The sequence below is a fragment of the Desulfovibrio sp. GTC20076 genome (assembly GCF_055385905.1).
The window spans coordinates 1,696,234-1,720,021 of the sequence record NZ_AP039366.1; the positions used below are offsets into that span (position 1 = coordinate 1,696,234).

Consider the following 23,788-nt stretch of genomic DNA (forward strand, 5'->3'; position numbering starts at 1 on the left):
CGCTCCGCTACTTCCCATCCCCGAGTTTCGATAAAAGCGTCTTGCGGTTGATGCCAAGACGCCGCGCGGCCTCGCTCTTGTTGCCGCCCACCTGCTCAAGCGTATCCTGCACGGCCAGGCGCTCGATTTCTTCCAGCGTCATGTTGGCAAAATCCAGCCGCGCCGGACGCGTATTTTCCTCTTCCACGTCCAGAATGGTGGGCGGCAGTTCACGTTCGCTGATATATTCTCCCACCAGCAGCACCACAGCCCGCTCCACGGCATTTTCCAGTTCACGCACATTGCCGGGCCAGTTGTGCTTGAGCAACCTGTCCATGGCGGCAGGGGTAAAACCCTTGACCGTTTTGCCGTTGCGCTCGGCAAAAAGCTTCATAAAGTGCATGGCCAGCAGGGGGATGTCCTCCTGCCGGTCGCGCAGGGGCGGCAATTGCAGGGCCACCACATTGAGGCGGTAATACAGGTCTTGGCGAAAACGCCCCTCGTCCACCTCCTGCGCCAGATCCTTATTGGTAGCTGCCAGAATGCGCACGTCCACCTTGAGGTTCTGGTCGCCCCCCACACGCTGCAGTTCGCGCTCCTGGATCACCCGCAACAGCTTGACCTGCATGGACAGCGGGATTTCGCCGATTTCGTCCAGAAAAATCGTGCCTTTGTTGGCCGCCAGAAAACGTCCTTCACGACGTTTTTCCGCGCCGGTGAACGCGCCTTTTTCATGGCCGAACAATTCGGATTCCAGCAGGGTTTCTGTCAGCGCGGCACAGTTGACGGCCACATAAGGCCCCTTGCTCCTGCCGCTGTTGGCGTGGATCAACCTGGCGATAACCTCCTTGCCCGTGCCGGATTCACCCGTGATAAGCACAGTGGCTTCTGAGGGCGCAATGGCCGAAACCAGACCCAGCATCTGGCGCATGGCCGGGCTTTGACCGATGACATCGCGCGAATCCACGTTGGCCGCCAGTTCATGCCGCAAGGCGCGCACTTCGTCCCGCAGGCTCGCATGGTCAAGGGCGCGTTCCAGAGCCAGTTTGAGGGCGTCAAAGGCCAGCGGCTTGGTGAGATAGTCGTAAGCCCCGGCCTTGAGGGCCTCCACAGCGTTGGCCACATCGGAGTAGGCCGTCATGATCAGCACGGGAATGGCCGGATTATACCCCTTGATGGCGCGGGTGGCCTCAATGCCGCTCATGCCGCCCATGCGCACGTCCATGAGGATAAGGTCAAAGGGGCTTTCCTGGCACAGGGCCACGGCTTCTTCGCCATTGTCCACGGTGACGGGGGCATAGCCCCACTCTTCCAGCAGGGCGCGCAGCATTTCGCGGTGATTGCGGTCGTCATCTACCACCAGCAGCTTTACGGCCGTTTTTGCAGTCATTTCATCTTCCTCGGCAGCTTGAGTATTCCGTTGTTTTTGTCTGAACATTTATCCGCCCGCCGGAGCAGCATCCCTGCCCCGCACCGGCAGTTCAAGGGTAAATTCCGTACCCCGGCCAGGCGCAGAGGTCACGCTGACATTGCCGCCGTGGCCTTCCACAATCTGGTGTACAATGGCAAGGCCAAGGCCCGTGCCTGAAGGCTTGGTCGTAAAATAGGGCGTAAAAATGGCCGCCTGAATGTCTCTGGCAATGCCTGGTCCGTTATCGGCCACCGTGATGCAGAAGGTCTGCCCGCCGGAACAGAGTCGCGCGTCCACGCGCAGTTCGCCGCCCTCCCCCATAGCCTGCGCAGCGTTGAGAAAAAGATTCAGCAGGGCCTGGGTAAGCCGCTCGGTGTTGACGCGCACTGGCGGCAGGCCCGGCGGCACATCAAGAACCACATGAATATGCCGTGAGCGCATATCAGCCTCTGCCAGCCTCAACGCACGGCCGATCACTTCTGCAAGGTCGGCTTCAGCCGTATTGATGGCTCCGGGCCGGGCAAATTCCAGCAATTCAGACACCACGCGGTCGAGCCTGTCCACTTCGTCAATCATGCGTTGCGCGGCCTCTTCTTCCCGGCCGCCGGGCAACATGCGTTTGGCTATATACAGGGCCACCCCCTTGATGGTGCTCAGGGGATTGCGCACCTCGTGCGCCACACCCGCCGCCAGATGCCCCAAGGCGGACAGGCGGTCGTTGCGCTGTGCGTCGGCCTGCAGGCGTTTGACCTCGGTTATGTCCCTGAGGATGAACACGTTGCCGAGAAACACGCCATCCTGATTGTGCATGGATGCCGCACTTAGGCTGATGACGGCTCCCGCCCGGCCTGTGGTGAGCGCGCACTCACGCTCAAGCACCTTTCGCCCGCTGGCCAGCTCCGCCACAAGGGCGCTCCAGTCCAGACCGGGCAGGCCGGTCAGGGGCGCGTACACAGCTGTACTTCTGTCCAGTTCAAACATGCTCAGGGCCGTGTCGTTGACCATGGCGACCCTGCCGTAAGGGTCGCTGGTGAGAAGCCCCAGAGGCAGATTGGCAACGACCTCCGAAGCCATGGCCCGGGAATCGCGCAACATACGTCGTGAACGGCGGTAGTTGTGCGCCCAGAACAGGGAAACAAAACCGGCAAGCCCCAGGGCCGCAAGAAGGGCCGCCGAGGTGAGATTGTGGCGTAAATCTGCTGCCAGCGCGGCTTCAAAAGGCTTGAGGTCAAGCCCGATCACCACCACGCCCATGGGCTGCCGGACCTGCTCCTGCTGCCATTGCCCTTCGGCGCCGCCAGGCATGACGCCTGGTCCGGAGGAAGACATGCCCCCGTGTCTGCCTTCCGGCATGGGCCGCATGGAACCGGGCGGGCTCATATCTTTCAGGGTCATGGGGCCATGCGGCATGCCTGCGCCGCCCATACTGCGCCCGCGGCCCATATGTTGCCCATGCCCGCGCATGGGCATGGGCATGGGCCGAACATCAGCCAGTGGCACAAAAGCCCGGTAAACCTCAAAAACTTTTTTTCCGTTCCACTGCCGTATGCGCCAGGTGGGCTTTTCTGTTACCTGCACCCCGGTGGGCATGATGAGGGCCAGTGCCCGCTCACCGGGCTGCACGCCCGTCATTTCTCGCGGAGATGCGTTTTCGCGCTCTGGCCGGCTTCTGTCCCTGTTGCGCACAGGCACGCTGTAGGCAAGCATTTTACCTTCATCACTGGCTACAGCCATAAAAACAATGCCGGGCTGCTTGGCGGTTTCCGTCAGCAAGGATTGAAGGCCGTCAGTTGTACCCAACGTGCCCAGAGGCGTGCACAGCCCTGTGCGCGCGCCGGCTTCCAAGGCCCAGATGAGGGCTTCGGCCCTGTCTATGAGATTCTGTATCATATATGTCTTGCCGCGCTGATTGCTGCGCACCGCAAGCGCGGTGATGGCAAGGCCGAGAATGATGGCCATGCCGACCACCATCCAGGGTGAAAGGCCTAGATGCAGGGCGCGCAGGCCCCTGGCGGAAAACAGTCTTGAGACTCTGCTTTTCATGGGTCTTCCTTGGTTGCAGGATGACTGTATTATGTATTTTTTACCCACCCGGTCAAGTCCGGGGGTAAAAATTGGACAGTCGCCGCCAGATGTGAGTAAAAATTGGACAGCAATGAAAAAAGGCTGTCAGGACAAATACAGATATCGTTGTGTTAACATATAATAATTACTGATGTTATATAAAACTTGTCATATTGGCACGACCTTTGCCTTATAAGAGCCAAGACAGCGCGAAGCGCAAACCGGTGACAGCGCCACCCCGCCTGGGTGCAGGCGCGCCCGGCCTCACCGGGAGGACACAAAATGCATACTTGTTATTTTCAGAGTTTTTTCGGCTGGGGCGGCGGCTGGTTGGGAATGTTTCTTACAGTCATAGTGCTCGTGCTGGCGGTCTGCCTTATAAGCCGCCTGCTGACCAGAAAACGGTGCAACTTTGACCGGCGTGATTCGCTGAACATACTGAAACACCGCCTGGCATCCGGCGAAATAACGCAGGAAGAATACGAGAAGCTTAAAAACGTGATCTGACCGCTTCTTTCAGAAAAACGGATCAAGATCACGAATATATACAAGACAAGGAGAAAATCATGAAAACCACAACCTTCAAACCTTCCATTCTGGTAGCATCCCTGGCCTTTGTTTTCGTCATGGCCCTCACCGTCCTGCCCTCTCAGGCTCAGACCGGTGCAAGCTCCAGCATTGCCTCTCCCTGGTGCGGCAACGGCAACGGTCACGGCGGGTACGGTCCCCACGGTCCCCATGGCGGAGGTCACATGGGCCGGTAAGCCCAGGAACTGACGCCAACCAAGGACAACACATGAGACACCCTAAAAACATATGTTCTTGGCAGAAAAATTCTGCAACAGCGGCGTCACTGTCCGGCTGCGGCGGCCATCGGGGGCCGGGCCTGCACGACAGAAAAGGCACATACGGCCCCCGGAATTTACCCGGACTTTACAGGCGCTCAACACAGCCCCAAAGCAAATAAAAACCCTCGGCTCAGACCGAAATCATAAAGGATACCACCATGAAGACATCCAAAATAGCTTCCACCACCGCGGCTCTCGCTCTTGTGGCCCTGCTTGGCACAGCCGGCATCGCCAGCGCCCAGCACGGCAACCCCTCCGGTCCCCACATGGGTCCGCACATGAGCATGACCACCGAACAGATGAACGCTATGGACAGCATCCATAAGGAATTCGGCCCCAAGATGCAGCCCCTGCTGCAGCAGAAGTACGGCAAGCAGGCCGAGATCAATGCCCTGCTCTATCAGGGAGTAAAGGCCGATGACCCCAGGATTCAGGCCCTGCAGAAAGAAGTGAAGGATGTGGACGGCAAGCTGTACCAGCTTGATGCCGCCATGCGCAAGCAGATGCAGGACAAGGGCCTGCCCTACATGGGCGCCCACGGCATGGGACGCGGCATGATGGGCGATTGCCCCGGCATGAGCGGACGCGGCATGGGACGCGGCATGCACGGCCAGGGTCACGGGATGGGCCACGGCATGTACGGCACCATGGATCAGAATGCCGCTACCCCTGACACCAAGCAGAACTAAAGCAGCCCCTTTTATCAGAGCCACCTTGCAACACCCAACCCTCCAGTCGCGGGCGGCTGTTACAAGCAGCCGCCCGCCGCCGGAACAGCGCAAGTTGCCTGCGCGTCCTCCGGTGGAGACCATGAACCCTTCTCCTGAAAGACATCTCCTCCCAGGCTGATGTTCCCGAAGCAGACTTCCCCCATGCGGCCGGGGCTGAACGACCCGCAAAAGACGCCCCGGCCGAAACAGAACACGCAGAACATACCCACACTCCAAGGCACGAAAAGGCCGTGAATCCCTGAAATTCACGGCCTTTTCATTTGCAAGGCAGAAAGCCAGAACAGTCCTGTAGCGCCGCATGCGGTACGGCGCGCCGCAACGTGGCAGGCTGCCTGCCTGGAAACACGATTTCTTTCAGACAGGGCAACATCCTTGAAATATCCTGTATTTCAAGGACAACCTACTCCAGACGTTTCTAAACGTTATAATCACCACGGTTGAATTTGAACTTTTCTGTGGCGGCAAGCACCTCCAGATTGTTCACCAGGGTATCCAGGCCGGGGTTTTGCCCGCGCAGGCCCGCGGTATTTTCTTTCAGGGCGCTTACCTGTCCGTCAATTCCCTGCAACAGGGCATATGCCTCGCGCAAGGAACCTCCCCTGCCGGCATCGCCCAAGGTGTTGACGTACGAGTCCCACATGTCAAGAGTACCCGAAGCCTGGGTAAAAGCCTCGCGCAATACATCCTCATGCGGGTCCACGTCGTTGTTTTCGCCGGTAACGCCCAGCAGCATCTGGCTTATCATGGAAGCCTGCGATGCCTGGGCCGCCTGCATGCCCTGCCCGCCGGAAACGGCTCCGGCGGAAGGGAAGGCCCCTGCGCCGCCCAGCCCAAGCTGCTCGGCAAGGGCTGCCTCAAAACCGGCACCCTGCCCGGCGGGCTTATGAGCCGTGCCGGCAGACTGCTCCTGCTGGCGCAGCAGGGCTGCCAGTTGTTCATTATTGATCTTCATGTCGCCTCCAGGGTTGGCGTTCCGCATTTTGCCGCATTTAATGCAAAAATGCTGCCAAGGCTCTTTCAGCCTTAATTGCCTGTTTTTACGGCATCCCCCTTGCACCGGGAGAGGAAAATTTTTCCGCACGCCAAACATATGCCCTGCGAAATGTCTTGTCTATTGCTGTAAAAAAACCTAAAATTTCACAAAGATTACCCTCAGCAGTCCTTAAACCGCCGCACGGCGGCAAAACATGGTTGCGGAGACTGTATCTTTACTAACCCTAGCATCCCACGGGGAACAGGAGCTTGCCATGAAGGAAATCAAAAAGATTCTTTGCGCGGTAGACCTCTCCGAACACAGCAAGGATGTGGCCGAATATGCAGTTCTGCTTGCGAAGGGCTTTAACGCAAGCGTTGTGGTTGTTTACACTGCGCCTTCGCTGAGTCAGTATGTGGGCTTTCATGTGCCCCCCAACACCATCGAAAACTTTGTGGGCGAAATAGTATCCGGCGCCGAAAAATCCATGGAATCTTTCGTAGCCGAAAATTTCGCAGGGGTCGAATCCACGGGCAAGGTTCTTATCGGCTACGCGGCTGAAGAAATTCTGGCGCACGCCAATGAGGAAAAAGTAGACGTCATCGTTATGGGAACCCACGGCCGCAAGGGCATTGACCGCATTCTTTTCGGCTCGGTAGCCGAAAAGGTGGTAAAAAACGCCGACATGCCCGTGCTGACAGTGCGCCCCAGCTAGGCAGCCGACGCCTTTTGCCCCGACTTTACGCAGAAGATGTGAGTAAAAGGCAGTGCTGCGCATCGTTGCCGCAGAATGTCACACCCGGGCCGCGTCTCCATAAAGGGGCGCGGCCCGAAACAGAAATACGGGCCGCTTCGGCTTTTGGCCCACTGAGATCCGCCGGATGAAAAGGCGGATTTTTACCGAAAGCCATCCCGCCCCACGGCAAGCCTCACAGGCGGCATGCGCGGCTACAGTGGCACCATCGCCCGGCCTCGCCAACGGATTTTTTGAATTTTGCGATAAATATTCCCAAAGTTTTAGGGCGCACACATAATAGCGCTGCTGCCTTCACCCGCGCCAGCCTTTCGGGCAACGCATGAAGCCGCGTTACGCCTTCATGGCGGGTGTCTGCCTGCGCAGACGCCGGAACCGTTTCAAGATGACATTGTCTGGAACTTCGAGATGACATTGTTCCATCCCGAATAATCTGTCAGACTAAACGCTTGTTGCCGGGTACACCATGCCGGTAATGGAGAAAGCATGTTTCAGATCAGCGTGCGGCAGGAAATTCTTGCCCTCAAGGCCTATGTTCCCGGCCTGTCCATTGCTGAAATCCAGCAAAAATACGGCCTTGCCCAGGTCATCAAAATGGCCAGCAACGAAAACCCGCTGGGCATGCCGCCCCTGGCCATACAGGCCGTGCAACGCCATGCCGACATGGGCTTTCGCTACCCCCAGGGCGGCAATCCCCGTCTGGTGGAGGCGCTGGCCCGCAGGCACTGCCTTGAGCCTGCCCGCGTGGTCGTTGGCAACGGTTCGGATGAGATCATAGACCTGCTTATCCGCATCATGGCCGAACCGGGTATACACAACCTCGTATGCTTTGACCCCTGTTTCAGCATTTATCCCATTCAGGGACGCATCGGCGGCGTCGAGGTGCGGCGGCAGCCTCTCAATGACGACTTTTCCTTTGACTTTGACGCCCTTCTTTCGCATGTGGACGACAACACCCGCCTTGTGTTTGTGACCACACCCGATAATCCCTCCGGCTATTGTCCCCCGCGTGAAGCCGTGGCGCAACTGGCCCGCCGTCTGGCGGAAACCGCGCCCCGCTGCCTGCTGGTTGTGGACGAAGCCTATATGGATTTTGCCGAAAATGAGCAGGAATCATCCCTGCTGGCCAGTGGTATCCTACCGGAAAACACGGCATTTCTCCGCACATTCTCCAAAAGCTTCGGTCTGGCGGGACTGCGCGTGGGCTACGGCATTCTGCCCCCGGGGCTGGCCGACTTCTGGTGGCGGGCGCGACTGCCTTTTTCCGTCAACATTCTGGCAGAAGAAGCCGCTTTGGCGGCGCTTGCCGATACGGCCTTTCTTGACGCGACCATGCACACCGTACGCCGGGGCCGCAATGTCCTTACTGTAGGGCTGACCGCACTGGGTTGCATGGTCTGGCCCAGCGCGGCCAACTTTGTACTCTTCAGACTGCCGGAAAACACCCTTGGCGCTCAGGACTGTTTCGAGACCCTGCTGCGGCGCGGCATTATCATACGCCCGCTCAAAAGCTATAACCTGCCGGAACATTTGCGGGTCAGCGTGGGCAACAAGGATGAAAACAGGGCCTTTCTGGCCGCTATGGACGCAATTTTGCTGGAAAAGCACAGAGCCGCCAACGGCCTTGAAAACAAGGAGCTGAAATGAGTGCGCGCCTGCCTGTGGTGACGCTGGACGGCCCTGCCGGAGTAGGCAAAACCACCCTGGCCCGCCGCATGGCTGAAAGCCTGGGGCTTGCCTATCTGGATACCGGGGCCATGTTTCGCTGCATGGCTCTCAAGCTGGGACCGGGAGCAGAAAAGCTGCCGGAAGAAGAATTGCGCACCCGCTGCGCCCACTGGACCTTCAGCCTGGGAGGCATGGGGCAGCAGTCTACCCTGTTCTGCAACGGCGTGGCTGTGCGCGGCGAAGTGCGCACTGAAGAAGTGGGGATGCTGGCCGCACGCATAGCCACAGTGCCTGTGGTGCGCGATATCTTACGCCAGACGCAGCGCGCCATTGGCGAAAGTTCTGCCCTTGTAGCAGAAGGCCGGGATATGGGGACCGTGGTTTTTCCCGATGCGCGCTTCAAGTTTTTCCTTGATGCCGCCCCGGAAGTACGGGCCATGCGCCGCCTGCGCGATCTTGAAGAAAGAGGCGAAGCTGCCGAACTGACAAGCCTTACGGAACAGATACGCCAGCGCGATGCTCTGGACCGCAATCGCGCCGTGGCTCCGTTGCGCCCCGCTCCCGATGCCCTCATTGTAGACACCTCCCATCTGGATATTTCGGGAGTGCTCGGCGTTATGCTGCATCATATCAGTGTGCATGGCGGACCGCAGAGCCTGCGCGGCTAGAGTCATTCTCCTTCAAAAGGCCCCTTTGGCGCATACCCGGGGCCTTGCAAGAGAATGCACCGGCAACGGTTTTTTGCTGTCCATCGCCAACCCGCCAAGCGGTCAAAATCCGCCCGTTGACAGAATGGTGTTGTGTGGAGCCGCAACGCAGGCATATCCCTCGCCGCTAAAGCAATATAATGCTTAAACTGCTCTGGCAACTGCGTGAGCAGTCGCCCGTGAATGTTGCAGGCATAATTTATTTACGCTGTTACACGTCGTAACAAGCTTGTCTTCAATTTTGAGAAATATATTCTCAGAGTTGAAATGCCTGACAACCCTGAAACACCTTCATCCCACATTCTGAAACCGCCTTTTGCTCAAAAGCGAAAGGCGGTTTTCGTTTTATTTAGTAAACCATTCCAGGCAGCGGCAAAACCTGCCCTTCTTCATCAGATGTTGCCGGACTTTTGGCGCTCGGGGCAGGACGCCTTTGCCTATGCGACTTAAAAACCCTACCCATTGAAAAATATCATCATGATTTTATTGCATAATTATATTTTGGCATGAGCAGTGCATAACACTGGGCAAGCCAATGGCGCATACAGCGCCTTGCACAAACCAGCCTCAGTTGGGGAGGAAAATATGAGCAATCAGCTGGATTACGAAATCAATAAAGAATTGGGCGAGTGCTACCTGTTCATGGGTGACTTTGACAAGGCCGAGGAATACTACCGCAAGGCTGCCAACAGCAGCACGCAGAGCGATGCCCCCTATCTGGGCCTGGCTACTGTGGCCGTGCAGCGGGCTGAACTGGACAAGGCCCTGGTGCTTTACCAGAAAGCCGCCTCGGTAGAAGAAACCGACAAAGCCCTGTGCGGCATCGGCCTGATCCATATGGAACAGGGTCAGCATCAGGAAGCTTTTGACAATTTTGCCCGCGCCCTCAACAAGAACGCTGAAAATATCGTGGCGCTGAACTGCCTTGTGCGCGAAGCCTATCAGCTGGGTTGCGTCGAGAGCGTGCTGCCCTACCTGGAAGACACCCTGAATACCGGTGTGGAAGCCGAGGCCGTGCGCGTAACCCTGGCCGGTTGCCTTATCTATCTCGGCCGTGGAGAAGAGGCCCGCATCCACCTTGAAGCTGTGCTCGGCGCCAACCCGGCGAACAACAGCGCTAAAGAACTTTTCGACACCATGGCTGCCTAGCCATGGCCCCCGGGCCAGGCCGCTGCCAGAACATACTCCCCTCCCCACATGATTTTCCGGCCCCTGGCAGGTGCCGGGGGCCGGAAAATCTTTTCGCAGGGGAACACGGCACTACTTGCCCTCTGCGCATCATGCCGTTGGCGTATATGGCAACGCAGACAAAGCTAAAAATCCCTGAAGATTTCTTCAGGGATTTTTAGCAGTTTCACGGCAGGCATTGTAGAGCATTTCACACTTGAAATGCTCTACAAGGATTTGTCTCAAAATCCTTGTCGCAAATGACTGCAGGACGACTTTGCCGACCGTCAAGCAAGCATTTGAAGCGTTAATTGCTAGCGTTAAGAAAATTTAAATACCCCTAACGCTGCACGAGGGTGCAGCGCGCCGTAACACGGCGGGCAACATGCAGGCTATTCCTGAAGAAAAGAGGGCGCATCCTGGCACACCACAGAGTTGCGTCCATTGTACTTGGCCCGGTACAGGCATCTGTCGGCCTCGGCGATGCCGGCTTCAAGCTGTTGCAAGAGAGAGCAGGATACATTGTCCCGGCACAGCCTGCTGACGCCAAGGCTCACAGTTATCCGCAGGGGCACGGGATGCGGGATGGACGCCTGCCCCTCTCTGGAGCGGGCCTGGATGCAGTGAAGCATGGCGGCTTCATCCATAACGGTCTGCTCCACAGCCGAACGTATTTTTTCGCCCAGCTCGCATGCTTCTGCCAGTTCTTCACCCGCCAGAAGTATGACAAACTCTTCACCGCCGTAGCGGCAGCACAAATCCTGTTCACGCAAAAAAGAGCTGATGCAACGGCTGAAGCGCACGAGCACCTCATCGCCGCAGGCATGCCCGTAGGTATCATTGACGGCTTTGAAGTGGTCAATATCTGCAAGAAGAACACTGGCGGGTAACCCTTCCTCACGAAGGAGTTCCAGCGTTTTTTCGGCCTTGACCATGAATGCACGACGGTTAAGCAGCCCGGTAAGAGGGTCTATAAAAGAAAGCTGCTTGTATTTATGAGAAAGACGGGTCAGTTCTGAAACGTTTTTGTCCAGTTCTTCCACCATTTTGTTGAATGCGGTAGAAAAGTCGCCCAAAAAGTTGATCCTGTGCTGGTATTCGCCTTTGGCGATGCACTGGGCCTGCCACGTAAGATGGCGCAGATCGGACTGAAGGGCCTTGAGAGAACCAATAACAAAGCCCCGCTGCTTGGACATGTAATGCAGGTCGCCCTTGCCCAGATTGTGGGCGAGGGAGCGTATACCCCATATCAGATTGTGCAGGTTCTCCATCCCTTCCAGTTGCCGCAGCCTGTCAGGCAGGGGGCCTTCACTGACGGAAACACCGGTCAGGATGGAATGCACATGGCCTATAACTTCGGTCGCAAGGGCCACGTCCTCTGAGAGCGCGGCCCCGGTATTCGCAGGATCATCCATAGTATTTACTACCGGTTATCTTGAACCCGCCGGAGGGAATATCCCTCAGGACCGGAAACACGGACACAGCGGACAGGCGCAGTGCCAAACCAGTGGCGGGCGTGCGGCTCCCGAACATTCCGGCGCGCTGCCGGACCTCTTCGGCACGAAGGCACAGCAACCACGCCGCGCAACGTATGGGGGCCACAATCATTTTGAATTATTACCTTTGAGGACATGGCCTCACATCTGTCAGACGCTCGTCATGGCGGTTAGCAGATGGGTAACATTGAAAATAGTTATCTGCTCCACGCGAATTTCTGCAAAAATCCGCGCCCGAAGCTGCGTGGGCAATACCCGGTGTGCCGGACACACCTCTGCGACTGTGACATGGAAACACAGAAACAATGTGTACTCGCGTGGCGAACATGCTTCGGCTGCACGGCAAAGGGCGTTACGGGCAAAAACAGCAGAGATGCCTGCTCCTTACACAGGCATGACGAAACTCAAAAACTTCTGGAGTGCAAGTATATAACAATGCCTTCATCCGCAGGCCCTTCGGCAACAGATAGAGATGAAGCCCGCCTCTGCGGCGGACGTCAGCCCACACAGCCGCCAGAGCAATGTAAAAAAACACTGCTCTGTCATACAACGGCATTGTCTGATAATTTTTTTCCGCGACACGGAACTCGCCCGGCATCCTTTCCAAAAACGGACAATGCGGGGCAGCGCAGCGGCGGCGTATGTAGTGGCTGTAAAGAAAGTACGGTTCCAGTTGTTTTATAAACAGTCGTGATAGTGGCACAACAAACACTTTGCGGCCGCAGGGCAAAAAAACTTGTGCAGAACATCAGGAGCGGCTTCAGCTGCACTGCCTGCCGGCAGGTAAAGCAGGGCCGGCTCAGTCTGGTGTCTTTTCAGTGTGCTGCGGTTTTTGCCTGGGCCGGGCTTCAAACCGGCAGGTGCGGTCGCCGGTGCACCAGCAATCAATCTCGCGCACGTTAAATTCCACTCCGGCATGCGAAAACAGCACTCCCGCAAGAAATCCCTCGTCGTAGTGGCAGACCGTATGCTCCATATCAGGTAAGCCGGAGCAATCCAAGTCTTCTGCCACAGTCAGCGTAAAGTGGGAGGTTTCATAATTTGCCGTTTCTACACGCAGGATGCCGATGCCGAAGTCCAGCAGTACCTGTTGTACCGTAGCCACAAAATCATCAAAATTTTCGCAGGGGCCAATGAATCTCTCACAGAATTTGCGGCCTGCCAGTTCGCCGCATTCACGCATGATTTCTTCTGACGCCTCGGTGCCATACCGAAGCTCGACAACATCGCGCATGGTATACTGGAACAGCCGGTATACTTCAATACGGGCGCTGTTACCGAGATTGGGCCGGCCCTCACGGACATTGCCGACAAAATCCCAACTGAAAGCGTAACGCCGGGTCGCCATGAAAAACCGCCTTTTACAGAGTCAGTGCCAGAGTACATGATAGCAGCATTGACCTTACCCCTGCAAACAAAAAAGTCTTCGGCCCCCCGGCATTATGCCAGCAGCGGGCAGCCGCAGGCCCAAAGCCCGCAAACCGCCCGCTGCCAAAAAAAGCAGGCCCGCCCTTGCAAAGCAGCAGGAGCAGCGCCGTGCCAATGAGCCGGATCAGCGAATTATCGGCGGCACATCACCGCTGACCTTGAGCATGGTGCCGAGATGCCGCCTGACCAACGCCAGTTCGCCTTCTGTAACTTCAGGCATGTCACTGGAGCGTACCCCGGTCATGTCATTCCCCTCTTCAACAATGGCAAGAGCGGCGGCCATCCGTCCCATAACGCAGAAAAAGCGCACAGGGTTCCAGCCTTGCTCCTGCACCCAGGCAGCGGCCTTGGGCGAATACATGAAATCTGCCTTGCCGTTGCGAAGAACGGGATGGGCCTCTTCATTGCCAGCCTTGGCCCAGGCACGAAAGTGCGGCAAAATATCAAGAAAACCCAGCAGTTCCTTATCTGTCACCGGCGGTTGTCTGTCGTAGACCGTGGCCGCCTGCCGCGCCGCCTTTTTCTCCTGCCCGGCAGTTGCCGCATGCGCCTCGCCGGGCATGGCCGGGGCAAGCAGCAGGCACACAAGGGCAGTCCCCGCCGCCAGGAAGCTTCCCGCGCGCGAGGCCAAGTTGCCTGTATATGCGGGATTTTTTATGTATGGCAAGGCCGAAGGGCCTGTGAACATCCTGAAAATCCGCAACAAAATATTCATTCAATACCGTACCGCGCTGAATTTCGAGAGTCTGTCCATATTATGGTAAGACTCGACATACCGCAACGTTCCTGTCTTGCCGCGCAAAACAAGGGAATGTGTTACGGCGTATTTGGCGCTGTAGCCGACGCCGCGCAGAAAATCGCCGCCGGAAATGCCCGTGGCGGCAAAAAAACAGTCGTCGCTGCGCACCAGATCGTTAACGGTGAGCACTTCGCGTGCGTCAATGCCCGTCTCGTTGATGGCCTCTTTTTCCACATAGGACTGGGGGTCGAGCCGGGCCAGCATCTGCCCGCCCATGCCCTTGATGGCGCAGGCCGCCAGCACACCTTCAGGAGTGCCGCCCGTACCCATCATGATGTCCACTTCGGACCGGGGGTCCACAGCCATGAGCGCTCCGGCCACGTCGCCGTCCGTCTGCAGCTGTATGCGCGCTCCGGCTTCGCGGATTTCGGCAATGAGCTTTTCATGCCGGGGCTTGTCCAGCACAAAAACCACAAGATCCTGCACGCTCTTGCCCATAGCTTTTGCCACGTTGGCCAGGTTGACCTTGACGGGAGCGTCAAGATCAATGACGTTGCGCGCCTCGCGCGCCACAACGAGCTTTTGCATGTAGTAGCTGGGGCCAGGATTGAACATGCTGCCCTTGGGGGCCACGCCCACGACGGAAATGGCGTTGGGACGCCCGTAAGCCAGCAGGCTCGTGCCTTCCACCGGGTCAACGGCCACATCAAGGCTGGGTCCCACGCCCATGCCGACCTTTTCGCCGTTGTACAGCATGGGGGCATTATCTTTTTCGCCCTCGCCGATAATAACAAGACCGTCAATGTGCAGAGTGGCAAAACTGATGCGCATGGCGTCCACGGCAGCGCCGTCTCCGGCCTCCTTGTCTCCGCGCCCGAGCCAGCGGGCCGATGCCAGGGCCGCCGCCTCGGTAATACGCACAATGTCCAGGGCCAGATTTTTCTCCGGTGCTTCCACCATGTCTTCCTCCACTCGTATCTGCGTTATGCAACACACTGCTCTTACCCCAGCGCGCTGCCGGCTTCAAGAAAAAACCCCCGGGTCTGCCGCCCGAAGCTCCGCTGCCGCCCAGCAGTCCGCATGATCATTGCCCTGCCTGCGGATGCCGGAATATCTTGTCAAAAACCCGTCTGGCCCAGCCCCGGGGCCTGAAGCATTTTACCTTTGAAAAAGTTTACATGCGCTCACTCTGCACGAGAGTACAGCGTGGCGTAACGCGGCGTGAATTCTGCCGAAATTGCATTTTCCGGCAGAATGACAGCTTTGAAACATAAAGTATTTCAAAGCTGCTCAGCTTCAGGGCAGGCGATAGCGCCCCGCCACCGGGGCCTGCCAGCCCGCACCAAAAGGCACGCGGCTTACAAAAAGCGCCAACGGTTCCTGCCTGCGCTTGAATTCCGCCGCAAAAAGCCTGTTCCGCACCTCAAGCCGCAAGGGTGAAATATTGGCCGCAGCAGAAGAAGCACCGGGCAACAGCAGCTCTTCGAGTACAGGATCAAGCTGCCCGTAAGGCGGCAGGCTGTCTTCATCCTTCTGGCCGGGCCGCAGTTCTGCGGAAGGAGCCTTGTCAAAAACCTGTTGCGGAATCACCTCTGCCTGACGGTACTCATTGTACCACCGGGCCACGGCATAGGTCTGCGTTTTTGTCAGGTCGCCAATGACGGCAAGCGCGCCCACAGTGTCGCCGTACAGGGTGCTGTAACCCATGGCGGCTTCACTTTTATTGCCCGTGTTGAGTACAAGAGCGCCCGCCCTGTTTGCCAGAGATGACAGAACCACACCGCGAATGCGTGCCTGAAGATTTTCAAACGTGGTGTCGCCCGGGCGGGATGTGAAAAGCTCCAGCCCGGGAGCAAGGGCCTGTTCAAAAACCTTCATGACAGATTCTATGGGCAGGGTGACGGTACGTATGCCCAGATTTTGCGCCAGGCTATGGGCATCGCTGACAGAACCTTCACTGCTGTAAGGCGATGGCATGAGTACGCCGGTGACGTTTTCTGCCCCCAGCGCCTCCACGGCCACGCAGCACACCAGCGAAGAATCCATACCGCCCGAAAGGCCCACGATTACCTTTTCTGCGCCACATTTGCGCACAAAGTCGCGCGTGCCGAGGGTAAGGGCGTGCCAGAGATTTTCTTCAACGCAACTGGACAACGGCTCGGGAGCCTTGCCGCCCGATGCACCGCCCGGGGCGCTTCCGGCGGTTTCCACCACCAGGACGTCTTCGGCAAAAGCCTTGCCGCGCGCCAGCAACTGACCCGTGGGGTCAAAGGCGAGGCTCTGGCCGCTGTACACGCGGCTGTCGTTGCCTCCCACAAGATTGACGGAAAAAAGATGCACATGATGCCGGGCCGCCACATGTGAAAGCATGTGCTCGCCCGCGGCCTGCGCCCCCTCGCTGTACGGCGCGGCAGTCATGTGAACGAGAGCGTCAACGCCCCGCTGCACCAGTTCCATAAGCGGATTATGCCCGCTGGCGTAACGTATTTTCCAGAAAGCCTCTTCTTCGCTGCGTGCGTCTTCGCACAGCACCACCCCCATGCGCCAGCCACCGATGGTGAGTATACCGCAGGAGATGCCCCTGTCAAAATAACGGCTGTCGTCCGTGTCTGGCCCCATCCCCTGCGCGCCGCCCTGATAGACCTTGCGTGAGGCCACCTGCCAGCTTCCCTTGTCAACAAGAACGGCAGCATTGGAAAGCAGCCCCGAAGCGTAAACACTGGGTACGGGCGCGCCCACCAGCAGGGCCGGACCATCCCTGAGTTCCAGGGCGAGAAGGTCCAGGGCCGTGCGGCATCCTGCCGCGAAGTCTTCAGCGCAGAGATAATGGCCGGGGGCCACACCGCACAGGGCCAGTTCCGGCGTAACGCACAGTTCGGCCCCGGCAGCCGCAGCCTGACGGCTTGCTTCAAGAATGCGCTGCATGTTTCCGGCGACATCACCGGTAACGCTGTTGCACTGTAAAAGGGCTATCTTCATCCGCAGCCTCCCCCGAGTTAGATATATCCGTGCAAAGGCCCGCCCGGAGCAGCCAGCGCATCCACCCTGCGGGTGATGGCCGGGTCCTCTTCCAGGGGGGGAGCGTGGAAGGGTTTCAGGCGGGCGTCCATAACCAGCGGGGCTTCACACGACCAGTGCTTGGCCCGCGTCTGCGCGCGGGCGCCGTACACATCCGTGGCCGGGTCAGACCGGGTAAAAGCCACCCAAAGGAAATTGTCCATATTTTCCGCGCAAAAATCCGCATCATCAACAACAAGAACCAGCGGAAATGCCTCACGGCCGGGCCAGCGGGCCAAGGCCTGCGCCAGCGCCTCGACACCGGGATCCTGCTGGTTGCGTCCAAGGGCATGCGCCGGACCGCGCACAACAAGCATGCCGGGGCCGACCAGCCGCACATCCCCGAAACCTTCGGGCAGCGAGGGCATATCCGCCGCCGGACCGGTAAGCTCCAACCCCAGAGTCCGCCGTTTTTCACCGGCCGAAGCCCATATGAGCTTGGAACCCTCATTAAGTCCAAGGCCCGTATAATCCAGGGTGTCATTGGTGCTGTGTGTGATGAAGTGCAGATCACGGGAAAAATCCGCGCGTTCCAGCATGTGCCGCAAAAATTCCGGCGCATGGCGGGCGCTCAGACCCGGAGCATCTTCGTGCGCAGCCACAAGAACATATTTGGCAAGGGCCGTCTGTGTGGTTCCGAGCAGGTGCAGGGCGGCTGTGAGCAGTTCGCGCGGCCTGCGCCCGGCCTCATACGGCGTATAGCGTTCGCTGCCCAGTGCCAGCAGCAGGGGGTGAACCCCGGCCGCGTCCACGGCATGCACCTCGCGTACGCCCTGAAAAACCTGGGGAACAAGCGGGCCGGTCAGTTCATGAATAAAGTCCCCGAAAACAGTATCTTCCTGAGGCGGGCGCCCCACCGCCGTAAACGGCCAGACTGCCCCTTCGCGGTGGTATACGGCATCCACCCTGAACACGGGAAAATCATGCGTAAGGCTATAGTAACCCACATGATCGCCAAAAGGGCCTTCGGGCTTCAGGCCGGGCAAAACATGCCCGCTGATGCAAAAATCAGCTTCGGCCAGCACCGGCAGGGGCAAGCCGTCCACCCGGGCAAGGTCCATGCGGCGGCCGCCCAGCAGACCGGCGAAGCGCAGTTCGCTCAGCCCCTCGGGCAGCGGCATGACCGCAGCCACGGTAAGACTTGGCGGGCCGCCCACATACACATGAACAGGCAGCGGGCGGCCAGCGGCCAGGGCGTGGGCATGATGCACACCGATGCCTCTGTGGATCTGGTAGTGCAGGCCCATTTCGTCCGGGGCATAGGCATTGCCGCTCTGCTGCACCCGGTACATGCCCAGATTCGAGGCATCTGTTCCCGGCTTTTCCGGGTCTTCGGTGTAAACCAGGGGCAGGGTAATAAAAGCTCCGCCGTCCATCGGCCAGCAGGTGAGCCGGGGCAGATCGGCCGGGGCGCATCGCCGTGCGAGCACAGGCACGCCCTCTCCTGTTCCGGCGTGGCGCGTGCGCGGCAGCATACGCCACAATCCCGGAACGGCAGCCAGTGAGCGCCAGGGGGTTTTAAGCGCGGCCGCCGGGTCGGCCTTGGCCGCCAGCACGGCATGCACTGCGGGCAGGCTGTCCCTGAAAATATAGTGCAGGCGCTCGCGGGTGCCGAAAAGATTGCACAGCATGGGAAAGGATGTGCCTTTTACCCGCGTGAACAGCAGGGCCGGAGCATTGGCGCGGAAGGCACGGCGCTGGATAGCCGCCAGCTCGAGACAGGGATCCACCTCTGCGTCAATGCGCTTCAGGTGGCCGTGAGCTTCCAGATCGGCAAGGCATTCCTGCATGTTGCGGTAAGACATCAACAAAACTCCTTTCCACTTTTACCGGATGCGGCCTCTCCGGGCGCAACGGCTATGGCAGCCCCCGCAGGGTCGTCAGCCGCGCGGCAGCCGCAGGCAGCGCCGGAGCCGGCAGCGTCAGAGCCGCTCTGGGCATCCAGAGACGGCAGATGGTGACAGGCCAGAGGCTGCACTGCCGCCACGGTCCGCTTCCCGGACAGCACCTGCCTGAAATGTTCCAGTATTTCCGCATGGTCAAAAACCAGCGGCTCGGGCAGGCCGTCCAGCGGATAAAAAGCCGCATGGGCCGCGTCATCCCCTGCCGTGATGGCTTCGGGATTACGCGCCCTGCCCGTGTACACCACCGTAAGCGTATGCTGGCGCGGATCGCGTTTGGGCCGCGAATAGACGCCAAGCAGGCCTGTCAATTCCACATCCAGCCCGGTTTCTTCGCGCATTTCGCGAACAGCGGCGGCTTCGGCCTGTTCACCCTCGTCAATAAAGCCTCCCGGCAGGGCAAAACCCACCGGGGCATGACGGCGGCGGATAATAGCCACCCCTCTGCCCGGTTCGTAAATGACCACGTCGGCAGTGGGCGCAGGATTGCGAAAACAGGAATACGGCTTGCCGCAATGCGGGCAGACAACGTCTTTCTTCATGCTGACCTCAGGCTTGCATGCCGCACGGCGCAGGCCGCAGGCACAGGCATACTAAGCCAGCACGCGCCGGGCCGCAAGAGCGGACAATGGCGCGGGCCTTGTCTTGACAGCAATGTATGGCTGCCATACATAATGCGCATGCACGACAAAATCCCCAGAAAAACAGACGTGGAGCTGCGTATTCACCAGGCCGTCCTTAACGACCTGACTGATCCGGCCATCCAGCGGCTGCATAACAATCATATCTGCTTTACCCTGCTTTCTCTGGTGAACCGCTTTTATGCGCTCGAGCGGCAATGCCGTACCTTCGGCACTGATGTCACTATCCATCTGAGCGAAATCCAGATGATCATGACCATCCACAATACCGAAGGAATACATGTGGGCGGACTGGCGCAAAAACTGGGCATCACCAAGGGCAGCGTGTCTGAAATGTTACGCAAACTTGAACGCAAGGGACTTGTGCGCAAGGAAAAAGACCCGCTCAAGATGACCAGGCTCAACGTCTACCTTACAGACAAAGGCAAGACAGCGCACGAAAACCACATGTATTATCACAGCCGCCTTGACGGCGTTGTGGCAGAGGCCACCGCCGGACACGACGCCGCCACTGTGGAAAATTTTGCGCATTTTCTGGACGATATTCTGGCCCGCCTCACGGCCTTCAGCAAAAACTGACCGCCCCCTGCCCTCAGGCCCATTGCTTACGGCTCCACCGTAAAGCCCGCCGCCTCCAGCGCAGCCCGGCTTACCGCCCCGGACCGGATAATGCGCAGCCGCCGGCATGAGGCGCCCGCACGGCGTTCGCCCTGTTCCGGCAAAAGCTCCACAAGGGACGAAGGCACACCGCCTTGCGGCTGTGGGCCTTCAGCGACCACACAGGGGCACTGCCCCAGATCCTGCAGCGCGGCCAGCAGTTGCGGATCCAGGTCCGCCACAGCGCATACGGGCGACCGCCCGTTAAGATTGGCGCTGCTTGCCGTAAGCGGGCCGCCAGCCCCTTGCGCCAGAGCCGCAGCTACGGGATGGGGGGTTACACGCACCGCCACCTGCCCCGCCTCATTCACCAGTTGCGAAGGCAGACCTTGCCTTGCGGGCAGCAGCACGGTAAGAGGCCCGGGCCAGAAGGCCCGCAAGGGTTCCGGCATGGCCTCAAGCTGCGCTACCGAGCGCACCTGCTCCTCACTGGCGGCCAGCAGGGGCAAGGGCTTATGGACGGGACGCCGCTTGAACTGATAGATTCGGCTCACGGCAGCGGCATCGGAAGCCAGGCAGCCGAGACCATAAAATGTTTCGGTCGGAAAAATCAGTGCATGACCGCCGCGCAGGCAGGCAACGGCCTCTTGCAGATCGCGGCAGACTATTTGGAGAGACATGGCAGGCAAACCTTTACGGTGCATCAGTGTGGGCAAGTTGAAAACACCTTTCTGGAAGGACGCCGCAGCCCACTACCTTACGCGCATCAAACGCTGGCGGCATCTGGAATATACTGAAGTGCGCGACGGCGATGCCGCCCTGCCTCCTGACCAGCGTAACGCCCTTGAAGGACGCCGCATCGTTGAAGCTCTTGCGCCGCAGGACGTGGCCCTTGTGCTGGACGAACACGGCCAGAAGCTCTCGTCGCCCCAACTGGCCGCCCTGCTGCGCCGCCTGGATCAGGAGGCACGCGGAAGGGCCTGCTTTGTCGTGGGCGGAGCCTGGGGCCTGGACGACAGCGTGCGGCAGCGGGCCTTCAAGGTCCTGAGCCTCTCGGACATGACCCTGCCCCACGAACTGGCCCGCGTGGTCCTGCTTGAGCAGATATACCGCGCCGAATGCATCCTGCGCAAAGTGCCCTACCACCATTGACGTTTCCGGATACCGCAAGCTGCTTTTTTACAATACCTCGTAAATCCTGGCGAAAACATTATCGTACACCAGCTTGAAGTATGGTGAAAAACGCGGGCTTTGCGGGTCGCCCACCAGCAGCTGCACCATAAGGGAATTGTACAGCCCCTCGTCCATGGCCAGCTTTTCGTCCGTTATCCTGTTGAAAAGAAAATTGACGTTGCGCCGTCGGGACAGAAAATCCTGCTGCTCCTGCGGCGACGCATCGGGGTGGGCGTCAAACCATTCCTGCACATAATTGCGCCGGGTAACACCCGTTTCTTCAAATACATTGATGGACGACGCATAAATGGCGCTGGTGCTGCCCTCAAGGCGCACTTCGCCTGAGTCAAGCCGGTAGGCAAGCTCCTGCGGCACAATGGAAAGTGCTCCGCCCTCGCCCGAATGGGTAATAAAATTCCAGTTGCCGAAATTGCTTATCCAGAAGCCCAGGCGCAGCATCTCAAAACTCACCACCACAAAAAGCCGTCCTCTGGCCTCAATAAGTGGCGTTTCATCAGACCGCAACCGGTCCATAAGCACCTGGGCCGACGTTCCGTCCAGCCCTTCAAAAACATTGCCAGGCTCATTGCCGCGCTGCGCCGTGTACCGGATAAGCTGGCGCGCAAAACGGGCGTTGTCGGTGGCGAACACGGCAGCGGGCAGATAAAGCGATGGCCCGGCGTGCTGTGCGCCATCAGCTATGGTGGCACGGTGCGCGAAATAGTGCGCGGCGTAGCCCCAGTCCCACCACAGCCAGAGCATGGAGTCCTCGGGCGTCATCGTGCGTGCGCGGGTAAGGGCTTCTGCATGGCGCCGGTTGATCATCGGCCCTTGCGACATGGCAGGTATCATGTCCACAAAGGGGGCCACCATAAGGGCGATGAGCACCGCCGACGTCAGCAGGCCCGCCACGGAACCCCGCAGGCTGGTGCGCAAAAGCCGCTGCCACGTCCAGAACAGCGGCAGGGTCAGCCCCACCGCCACCACAGGCGCGCCGAACATGACCATGCGCCCGCCAAGCTTGGTGCTCAAAAGCCCCAAGGCGGCCAGCGGCAGCAGAAACAGCGCGCCTGGCCGGCGCACCATCACCACCACAAAGCCAAGAAGGCCAACAATGGACGCTTCCATCCAGGGATGAAAATAGGGAAACAGCGCGGCAAAGCTCAGGTCCTGCACCTCAATGATGGACTGGGCCACCGAGGGATACATGAGCACCGCCCCTTCTCCCGTGCTTTTAGCATCGCCCGCATGCTTCAGGTAGGCATTGACGTGGTTGGTGAGGGTGGTGAGAATTTCACCCTGCACCAACAGAAAGGCCACGCCCACCCACAGCAGGGAAAGCACCCCCGGACGGCAAAGCACACGCCGTGCCTTCAGGCCGGGGCGCGTACCCGCCAGCAGAAGCAGCAGACTGAAAACAAGCCCCACAGGCCCTGTCAGTGTGGGCAGCGCGTAGGCAAGACTGCCCAGAAGCAGCAAGGCCCGGCGCCCGCGAGGGGCCATGATAAGGCTCATGAAAGCCAGCAGGATGACGTTATAGCGGATAAGATACGGAAAAACCGAATGCCATTCCTGGGTCCACCACGAAATGACGCCAGAGCAACCCAGCAGCACAACCCATTGCCAACGTAAAGGATTACCCAGGTGTTCGCCCTGCCCAAGCTGGCGGACCAGCTTGTCTTCGGGCAGCCCCCTGCTGAACAGACGCCGTGCGGTCATGATGCCTGCGCCGATAGCCATGCGGCGCAGCACCATCTGGGGCAGCAGCATGTAGCGCATGGCCCAGCTTGCCGGGGCAAGGGTCATAAGCAGGGGGAAAAACAGCGTAACAAGGTCGGTGTCATAATAGCCAAGTAATGTCCGGGCCAAAAAGCCCGGCGCCAGCGAGGTAAGCAGCCCCGCGGCCACACCCGCCTCCATGCTGCCCAGCGCCCATACCCAGGCGTAGACAATGAGGGCCACAAAGCTTGCCAGCACCGCCGGAAACCAGAAGGCCACCGCCGCCGGATAGGTTCCGAGGGCGTCCGCCATCCAGCGGAGCATTTCGGCCATGGGATGCCCCACGGCCAGGCCAATGCCCTCAGCCCCGGCCACCCAGTGATAGGCGTCGTGCGTGGCGAGCAGCCACTGGCTGCCCAGGCGAAACTCGGGGTCCTGCCAGCAGGGCCATTCCAGCATACGCAGGCCGAAAGCCAGCACAAGCGTGACAACTCCCCAGAAAAAGCCCCGCAACCAGTAGCCCGCCACGTCCGGCCCGGGGGGCAACCCCAGATGCACGGCGCGCGGCAGCGCCAGCGGATGCCCCCTTTCGCGGAGGGCCACGCTGTGGGCAGTGGAGGTTGCGCAGGAATGTTCGGCAGTGTGGGCAACGGCATCATTGCAGCCGCCGGCATTGCAGGCAGGATGGTTCGCTGCCTGCTCCGAAGAGCTGTTTTCCAGGCTCTGATGGGGCAT

At 59.1% G+C, this 23,788-nt stretch carries 21 protein-coding genes; 9 read left to right on the forward strand and 12 right to left on the reverse strand.

The genetic code is table 11. The annotated features are described in order from the left end of the window. Positions 1 to 7: 7 nt before the first annotated feature. Positions 8 to 1,369, reverse strand: coding sequence for a sigma-54-dependent transcriptional regulator (locus tag ACZ495_RS07445; RefSeq protein WP_464261993.1), 1,362 nt, complete (start codon positions 1,367 to 1,369; stop codon positions 8 to 10). A 48-nt stretch (positions 1,370 to 1,417) separates the two neighbouring features. After that, positions 1,418 to 3,433, reverse strand: a complete 2,016-nt coding sequence (locus ACZ495_RS07450; protein WP_464261994.1) for an ATP-binding protein — start codon at positions 3,431 to 3,433, stop codon at positions 1,418 to 1,420. A 303-nt stretch (positions 3,434 to 3,736) separates the two neighbouring features. Between ACZ495_RS07450 and ACZ495_RS07455 the strand changes: the two genes are divergently transcribed. From ACZ495_RS07455 to ACZ495_RS07465, 3 genes are all read left to right on the forward strand, one after another. Continuing rightward, positions 3,737 to 3,961, forward strand: coding sequence for an SHOCT domain-containing protein (locus ACZ495_RS07455; RefSeq protein WP_012624400.1), 225 nt, complete (start codon positions 3,737 to 3,739; stop codon positions 3,959 to 3,961). A 59-nt stretch (positions 3,962 to 4,020) separates the two neighbouring features. After that, on the forward strand, positions 4,021 to 4,218 hold the full coding sequence (locus ACZ495_RS07460; protein ID WP_012624399.1) for a hypothetical protein: 198 nt from the start codon (positions 4,021 to 4,023) through the stop codon (positions 4,216 to 4,218). A gap of 242 nt (positions 4,219 to 4,460) precedes the next feature. Next, positions 4,461 to 4,991 (forward strand): hypothetical protein, encoded by a 531-nt coding sequence (locus ACZ495_RS07465; RefSeq protein ID WP_012624398.1) that lies wholly within the window; start codon positions 4,461 to 4,463, stop codon positions 4,989 to 4,991. Positions 4,992 to 5,448: 457 nt separating this feature from the next. Here the strand turns inward: ACZ495_RS07465 and ACZ495_RS07470 are convergent, their stop codons facing one another. Next, entirely contained in the window at positions 5,449 to 5,985 is a 537-nt protein-coding gene (locus ACZ495_RS07470; RefSeq protein ID WP_012624396.1) for a hypothetical protein, read from the reverse strand. Between the two features lie 295 nt (positions 5,986 to 6,280). Between ACZ495_RS07470 and ACZ495_RS07475 the strand changes: the two genes are divergently transcribed. From ACZ495_RS07475 to ACZ495_RS07490, 4 genes are all read left to right on the forward strand, one after another. Next, complete coding sequence (locus tag ACZ495_RS07475; RefSeq protein ID WP_012624395.1) at positions 6,281 to 6,721, forward strand: universal stress protein; 441 nt, start codon at positions 6,281 to 6,283, stop codon at positions 6,719 to 6,721. A gap of 525 nt (positions 6,722 to 7,246) precedes the next feature. After that, positions 7,247 to 8,407 (forward strand): histidinol-phosphate transaminase, encoded by a 1,161-nt coding sequence (gene hisC, locus ACZ495_RS07480; protein WP_464261995.1) that lies wholly within the window; start codon positions 7,247 to 7,249, stop codon positions 8,405 to 8,407. Then, the gene (gene cmk, locus ACZ495_RS07485; RefSeq protein ID WP_464261996.1) at positions 8,404 to 9,096 is read left to right on the forward strand and encodes a (d)CMP kinase; all 693 of its coding nucleotides are present in this window, start codon (positions 8,404 to 8,406) and stop codon (positions 9,094 to 9,096) included. The genes hisC and cmk overlap by 4 nt, the downstream gene beginning before the upstream one ends. Before the next feature lie 624 nt (positions 9,097 to 9,720). Then, on the forward strand, positions 9,721 to 10,284 hold the full coding sequence (locus ACZ495_RS07490) for a tetratricopeptide repeat protein (protein ID WP_072311875.1): 564 nt from the start codon (positions 9,721 to 9,723) through the stop codon (positions 10,282 to 10,284). Positions 10,285 to 10,694: 410 nt separating this feature from the next. On the opposite strand, the gene ACZ495_RS07495 is transcribed toward ACZ495_RS07490, so the two are convergent. The 7 genes from ACZ495_RS07495 to ACZ495_RS07525 all read right to left on the reverse strand — a co-directional run bounded on the left by ACZ495_RS07495 (position 10,695) and on the right by ACZ495_RS07525 (position 19,465). After that, the gene (locus tag ACZ495_RS07495) at positions 10,695 to 11,717 is read right to left on the reverse strand and encodes a GGDEF domain-containing protein (RefSeq protein ID WP_072311874.1); all 1,023 of its coding nucleotides are present in this window, start codon (positions 11,715 to 11,717) and stop codon (positions 10,695 to 10,697) included. 880 nt (positions 11,718 to 12,597) lie between these two features. After that, positions 12,598 to 13,146 (reverse strand): V4R domain-containing protein, encoded by a 549-nt coding sequence (locus ACZ495_RS07500; protein WP_296985474.1) that lies wholly within the window; start codon positions 13,144 to 13,146, stop codon positions 12,598 to 12,600. 204 nt (positions 13,147 to 13,350) lie between these two features. Then, the gene (locus ACZ495_RS07505) at positions 13,351 to 13,914 is read right to left on the reverse strand and encodes a serine/threonine protein phosphatase (RefSeq protein WP_464261997.1); all 564 of its coding nucleotides are present in this window, start codon (positions 13,912 to 13,914) and stop codon (positions 13,351 to 13,353) included. A gap of 27 nt (positions 13,915 to 13,941) precedes the next feature. Continuing rightward, the gene (gene glpX, locus ACZ495_RS07510) at positions 13,942 to 14,925 is read right to left on the reverse strand and encodes a class II fructose-bisphosphatase (RefSeq protein ID WP_012624386.1); all 984 of its coding nucleotides are present in this window, start codon (positions 14,923 to 14,925) and stop codon (positions 13,942 to 13,944) included. Between the two features lie 336 nt (positions 14,926 to 15,261). After that, positions 15,262 to 16,944 carry an NAD+ synthase gene (locus ACZ495_RS07515; protein WP_072311872.1) on the reverse strand — a complete coding sequence of 561 codons (1,683 nt, stop codon included), beginning with the start codon at positions 16,942 to 16,944 and terminating at the stop codon, positions 15,262 to 15,264. Between the two features lie 17 nt (positions 16,945 to 16,961). Continuing rightward, a complete protein-coding gene (locus tag ACZ495_RS07520; protein WP_464261998.1) occupies positions 16,962 to 18,827 on the reverse strand; it encodes a UbiD family decarboxylase in 1,866 nt (621 codons plus the stop codon). After that, positions 18,827 to 19,465, reverse strand: a complete 639-nt coding sequence (locus tag ACZ495_RS07525; RefSeq protein ID WP_012624383.1) for an NUDIX domain-containing protein — start codon at positions 19,463 to 19,465, stop codon at positions 18,827 to 18,829. Before ACZ495_RS07525 ends, ACZ495_RS07520 begins: the two co-directional genes overlap by 1 nt. 138 nt (positions 19,466 to 19,603) lie before the next feature. On the opposite strand from ACZ495_RS07525, the gene ACZ495_RS07530 reads away from it, so the two are divergent. Continuing rightward, positions 19,604 to 20,143 (forward strand): MarR family winged helix-turn-helix transcriptional regulator, encoded by a 540-nt coding sequence (locus ACZ495_RS07530; protein ID WP_157735190.1) that lies wholly within the window; start codon positions 19,604 to 19,606, stop codon positions 20,141 to 20,143. A gap of 26 nt (positions 20,144 to 20,169) precedes the next feature. Here the strand turns inward: ACZ495_RS07530 and ACZ495_RS07535 are convergent, their stop codons facing one another. Further along, the gene (locus ACZ495_RS07535; RefSeq protein WP_464261999.1) at positions 20,170 to 20,841 is read right to left on the reverse strand and encodes an L-threonylcarbamoyladenylate synthase; all 672 of its coding nucleotides are present in this window, start codon (positions 20,839 to 20,841) and stop codon (positions 20,170 to 20,172) included. On the opposite strand from ACZ495_RS07535, the gene ACZ495_RS07540 reads away from it, so the two are divergent. Beyond that, positions 20,840 to 21,313: a 23S rRNA (pseudouridine(1915)-N(3))-methyltransferase RlmH gene (locus ACZ495_RS07540; protein WP_012624380.1), complete on the forward strand. Its 474-nt coding sequence runs from the start codon at positions 20,840 to 20,842 to the stop codon at positions 21,311 to 21,313. The genes ACZ495_RS07535 and ACZ495_RS07540 overlap by 2 nt on opposite strands. 27 nt (positions 21,314 to 21,340) lie before the next feature. Here the strand turns inward: ACZ495_RS07540 and ACZ495_RS07545 are convergent, their stop codons facing one another. Then, on the reverse strand, positions 21,341 to 23,788 hold the full coding sequence (locus ACZ495_RS07545) for an STT3 domain-containing protein (RefSeq protein ID WP_464262000.1): 2,448 nt from the start codon (positions 23,786 to 23,788) through the stop codon (positions 21,341 to 21,343).

Bases quoted from the DNA above. Each gene is read 5' to 3' on its own strand.
- ACZ495_RS07460 (WP_012624399.1), top strand. From the start codon at position 4,021: ATGAAAACCACAACCTTCAAACCTTCCATTCTGGTAGCATCCCTGGCC.
- ACZ495_RS07450 (WP_464261994.1), bottom strand. From the start codon at position 3,433: ATGAAAAGCAGAGTCTCAAGACTGTTTTCCGCCAGGGGCCTGCGCGCC.
- ACZ495_RS07475 (WP_012624395.1), top strand. From the start codon at position 6,281: ATGAAGGAAATCAAAAAGATTCTTTGCGCGGTAGACCTCTCCGAACAC.
- ACZ495_RS07465 (WP_012624398.1), top strand. From the start codon at position 4,461: ATGAAGACATCCAAAATAGCTTCCACCACCGCGGCTCTCGCTCTTGTG.
- ACZ495_RS07525 (WP_012624383.1), bottom strand. From the start codon at position 19,465: ATGAAGAAAGACGTTGTCTGCCCGCATTGCGGCAAGCCGTATTCCTGT.
- ACZ495_RS07535 (WP_464261999.1), bottom strand. From the start codon at position 20,841: ATGTCTCTCCAAATAGTCTGCCGCGATCTGCAAGAGGCCGTTGCCTGC.
- ACZ495_RS07505 (WP_464261997.1), bottom strand. From the start codon at position 13,914: ATGTTCACAGGCCCTTCGGCCTTGCCATACATAAAAAATCCCGCATAT.
- ACZ495_RS07545 (WP_464262000.1), bottom strand. From the start codon at position 23,788: ATGCCCCATCAGAGCCTGGAAAACAGCTCTTCGGAGCAGGCAGCGAAC.
- ACZ495_RS07515 (WP_072311872.1), bottom strand. From the start codon at position 16,944: ATGAAGATAGCCCTTTTACAGTGCAACAGCGTTACCGGTGATGTCGCC.
- hisC (WP_464261995.1), top strand. From the start codon at position 7,247: ATGTTTCAGATCAGCGTGCGGCAGGAAATTCTTGCCCTCAAGGCCTAT.
- ACZ495_RS07445 (WP_464261993.1), bottom strand. From the start codon at position 1,369: ATGACTGCAAAAACGGCCGTAAAGCTGCTGGTGGTAGATGACGACCGC.
- ACZ495_RS07520 (WP_464261998.1), bottom strand. From the start codon at position 18,827: ATGTCTTACCGCAACATGCAGGAATGCCTTGCCGATCTGGAAGCTCAC.
- ACZ495_RS07455 (WP_012624400.1), top strand. From the start codon at position 3,737: ATGCATACTTGTTATTTTCAGAGTTTTTTCGGCTGGGGCGGCGGCTGG.
- cmk (WP_464261996.1), top strand. From the start codon at position 8,404: ATGAGTGCGCGCCTGCCTGTGGTGACGCTGGACGGCCCTGCCGGAGTA.
- ACZ495_RS07470 (WP_012624396.1), bottom strand. From the start codon at position 5,985: ATGAAGATCAATAATGAACAACTGGCAGCCCTGCTGCGCCAGCAGGAG.
- ACZ495_RS07530 (WP_157735190.1), top strand. From the start codon at position 19,604: ATGCACGACAAAATCCCCAGAAAAACAGACGTGGAGCTGCGTATTCAC.
- glpX (WP_012624386.1), bottom strand. From the start codon at position 14,925: ATGGTGGAAGCACCGGAGAAAAATCTGGCCCTGGACATTGTGCGTATT.
- ACZ495_RS07540 (WP_012624380.1), top strand. From the start codon at position 20,840: ATGGCAGGCAAACCTTTACGGTGCATCAGTGTGGGCAAGTTGAAAACA.
- ACZ495_RS07490 (WP_072311875.1), top strand. From the start codon at position 9,721: ATGAGCAATCAGCTGGATTACGAAATCAATAAAGAATTGGGCGAGTGC.
- ACZ495_RS07495 (WP_072311874.1), bottom strand. From the start codon at position 11,717: ATGGATGATCCTGCGAATACCGGGGCCGCGCTCTCAGAGGACGTGGCC.
- ACZ495_RS07500 (WP_296985474.1), bottom strand. From the start codon at position 13,146: ATGGCGACCCGGCGTTACGCTTTCAGTTGGGATTTTGTCGGCAATGTC.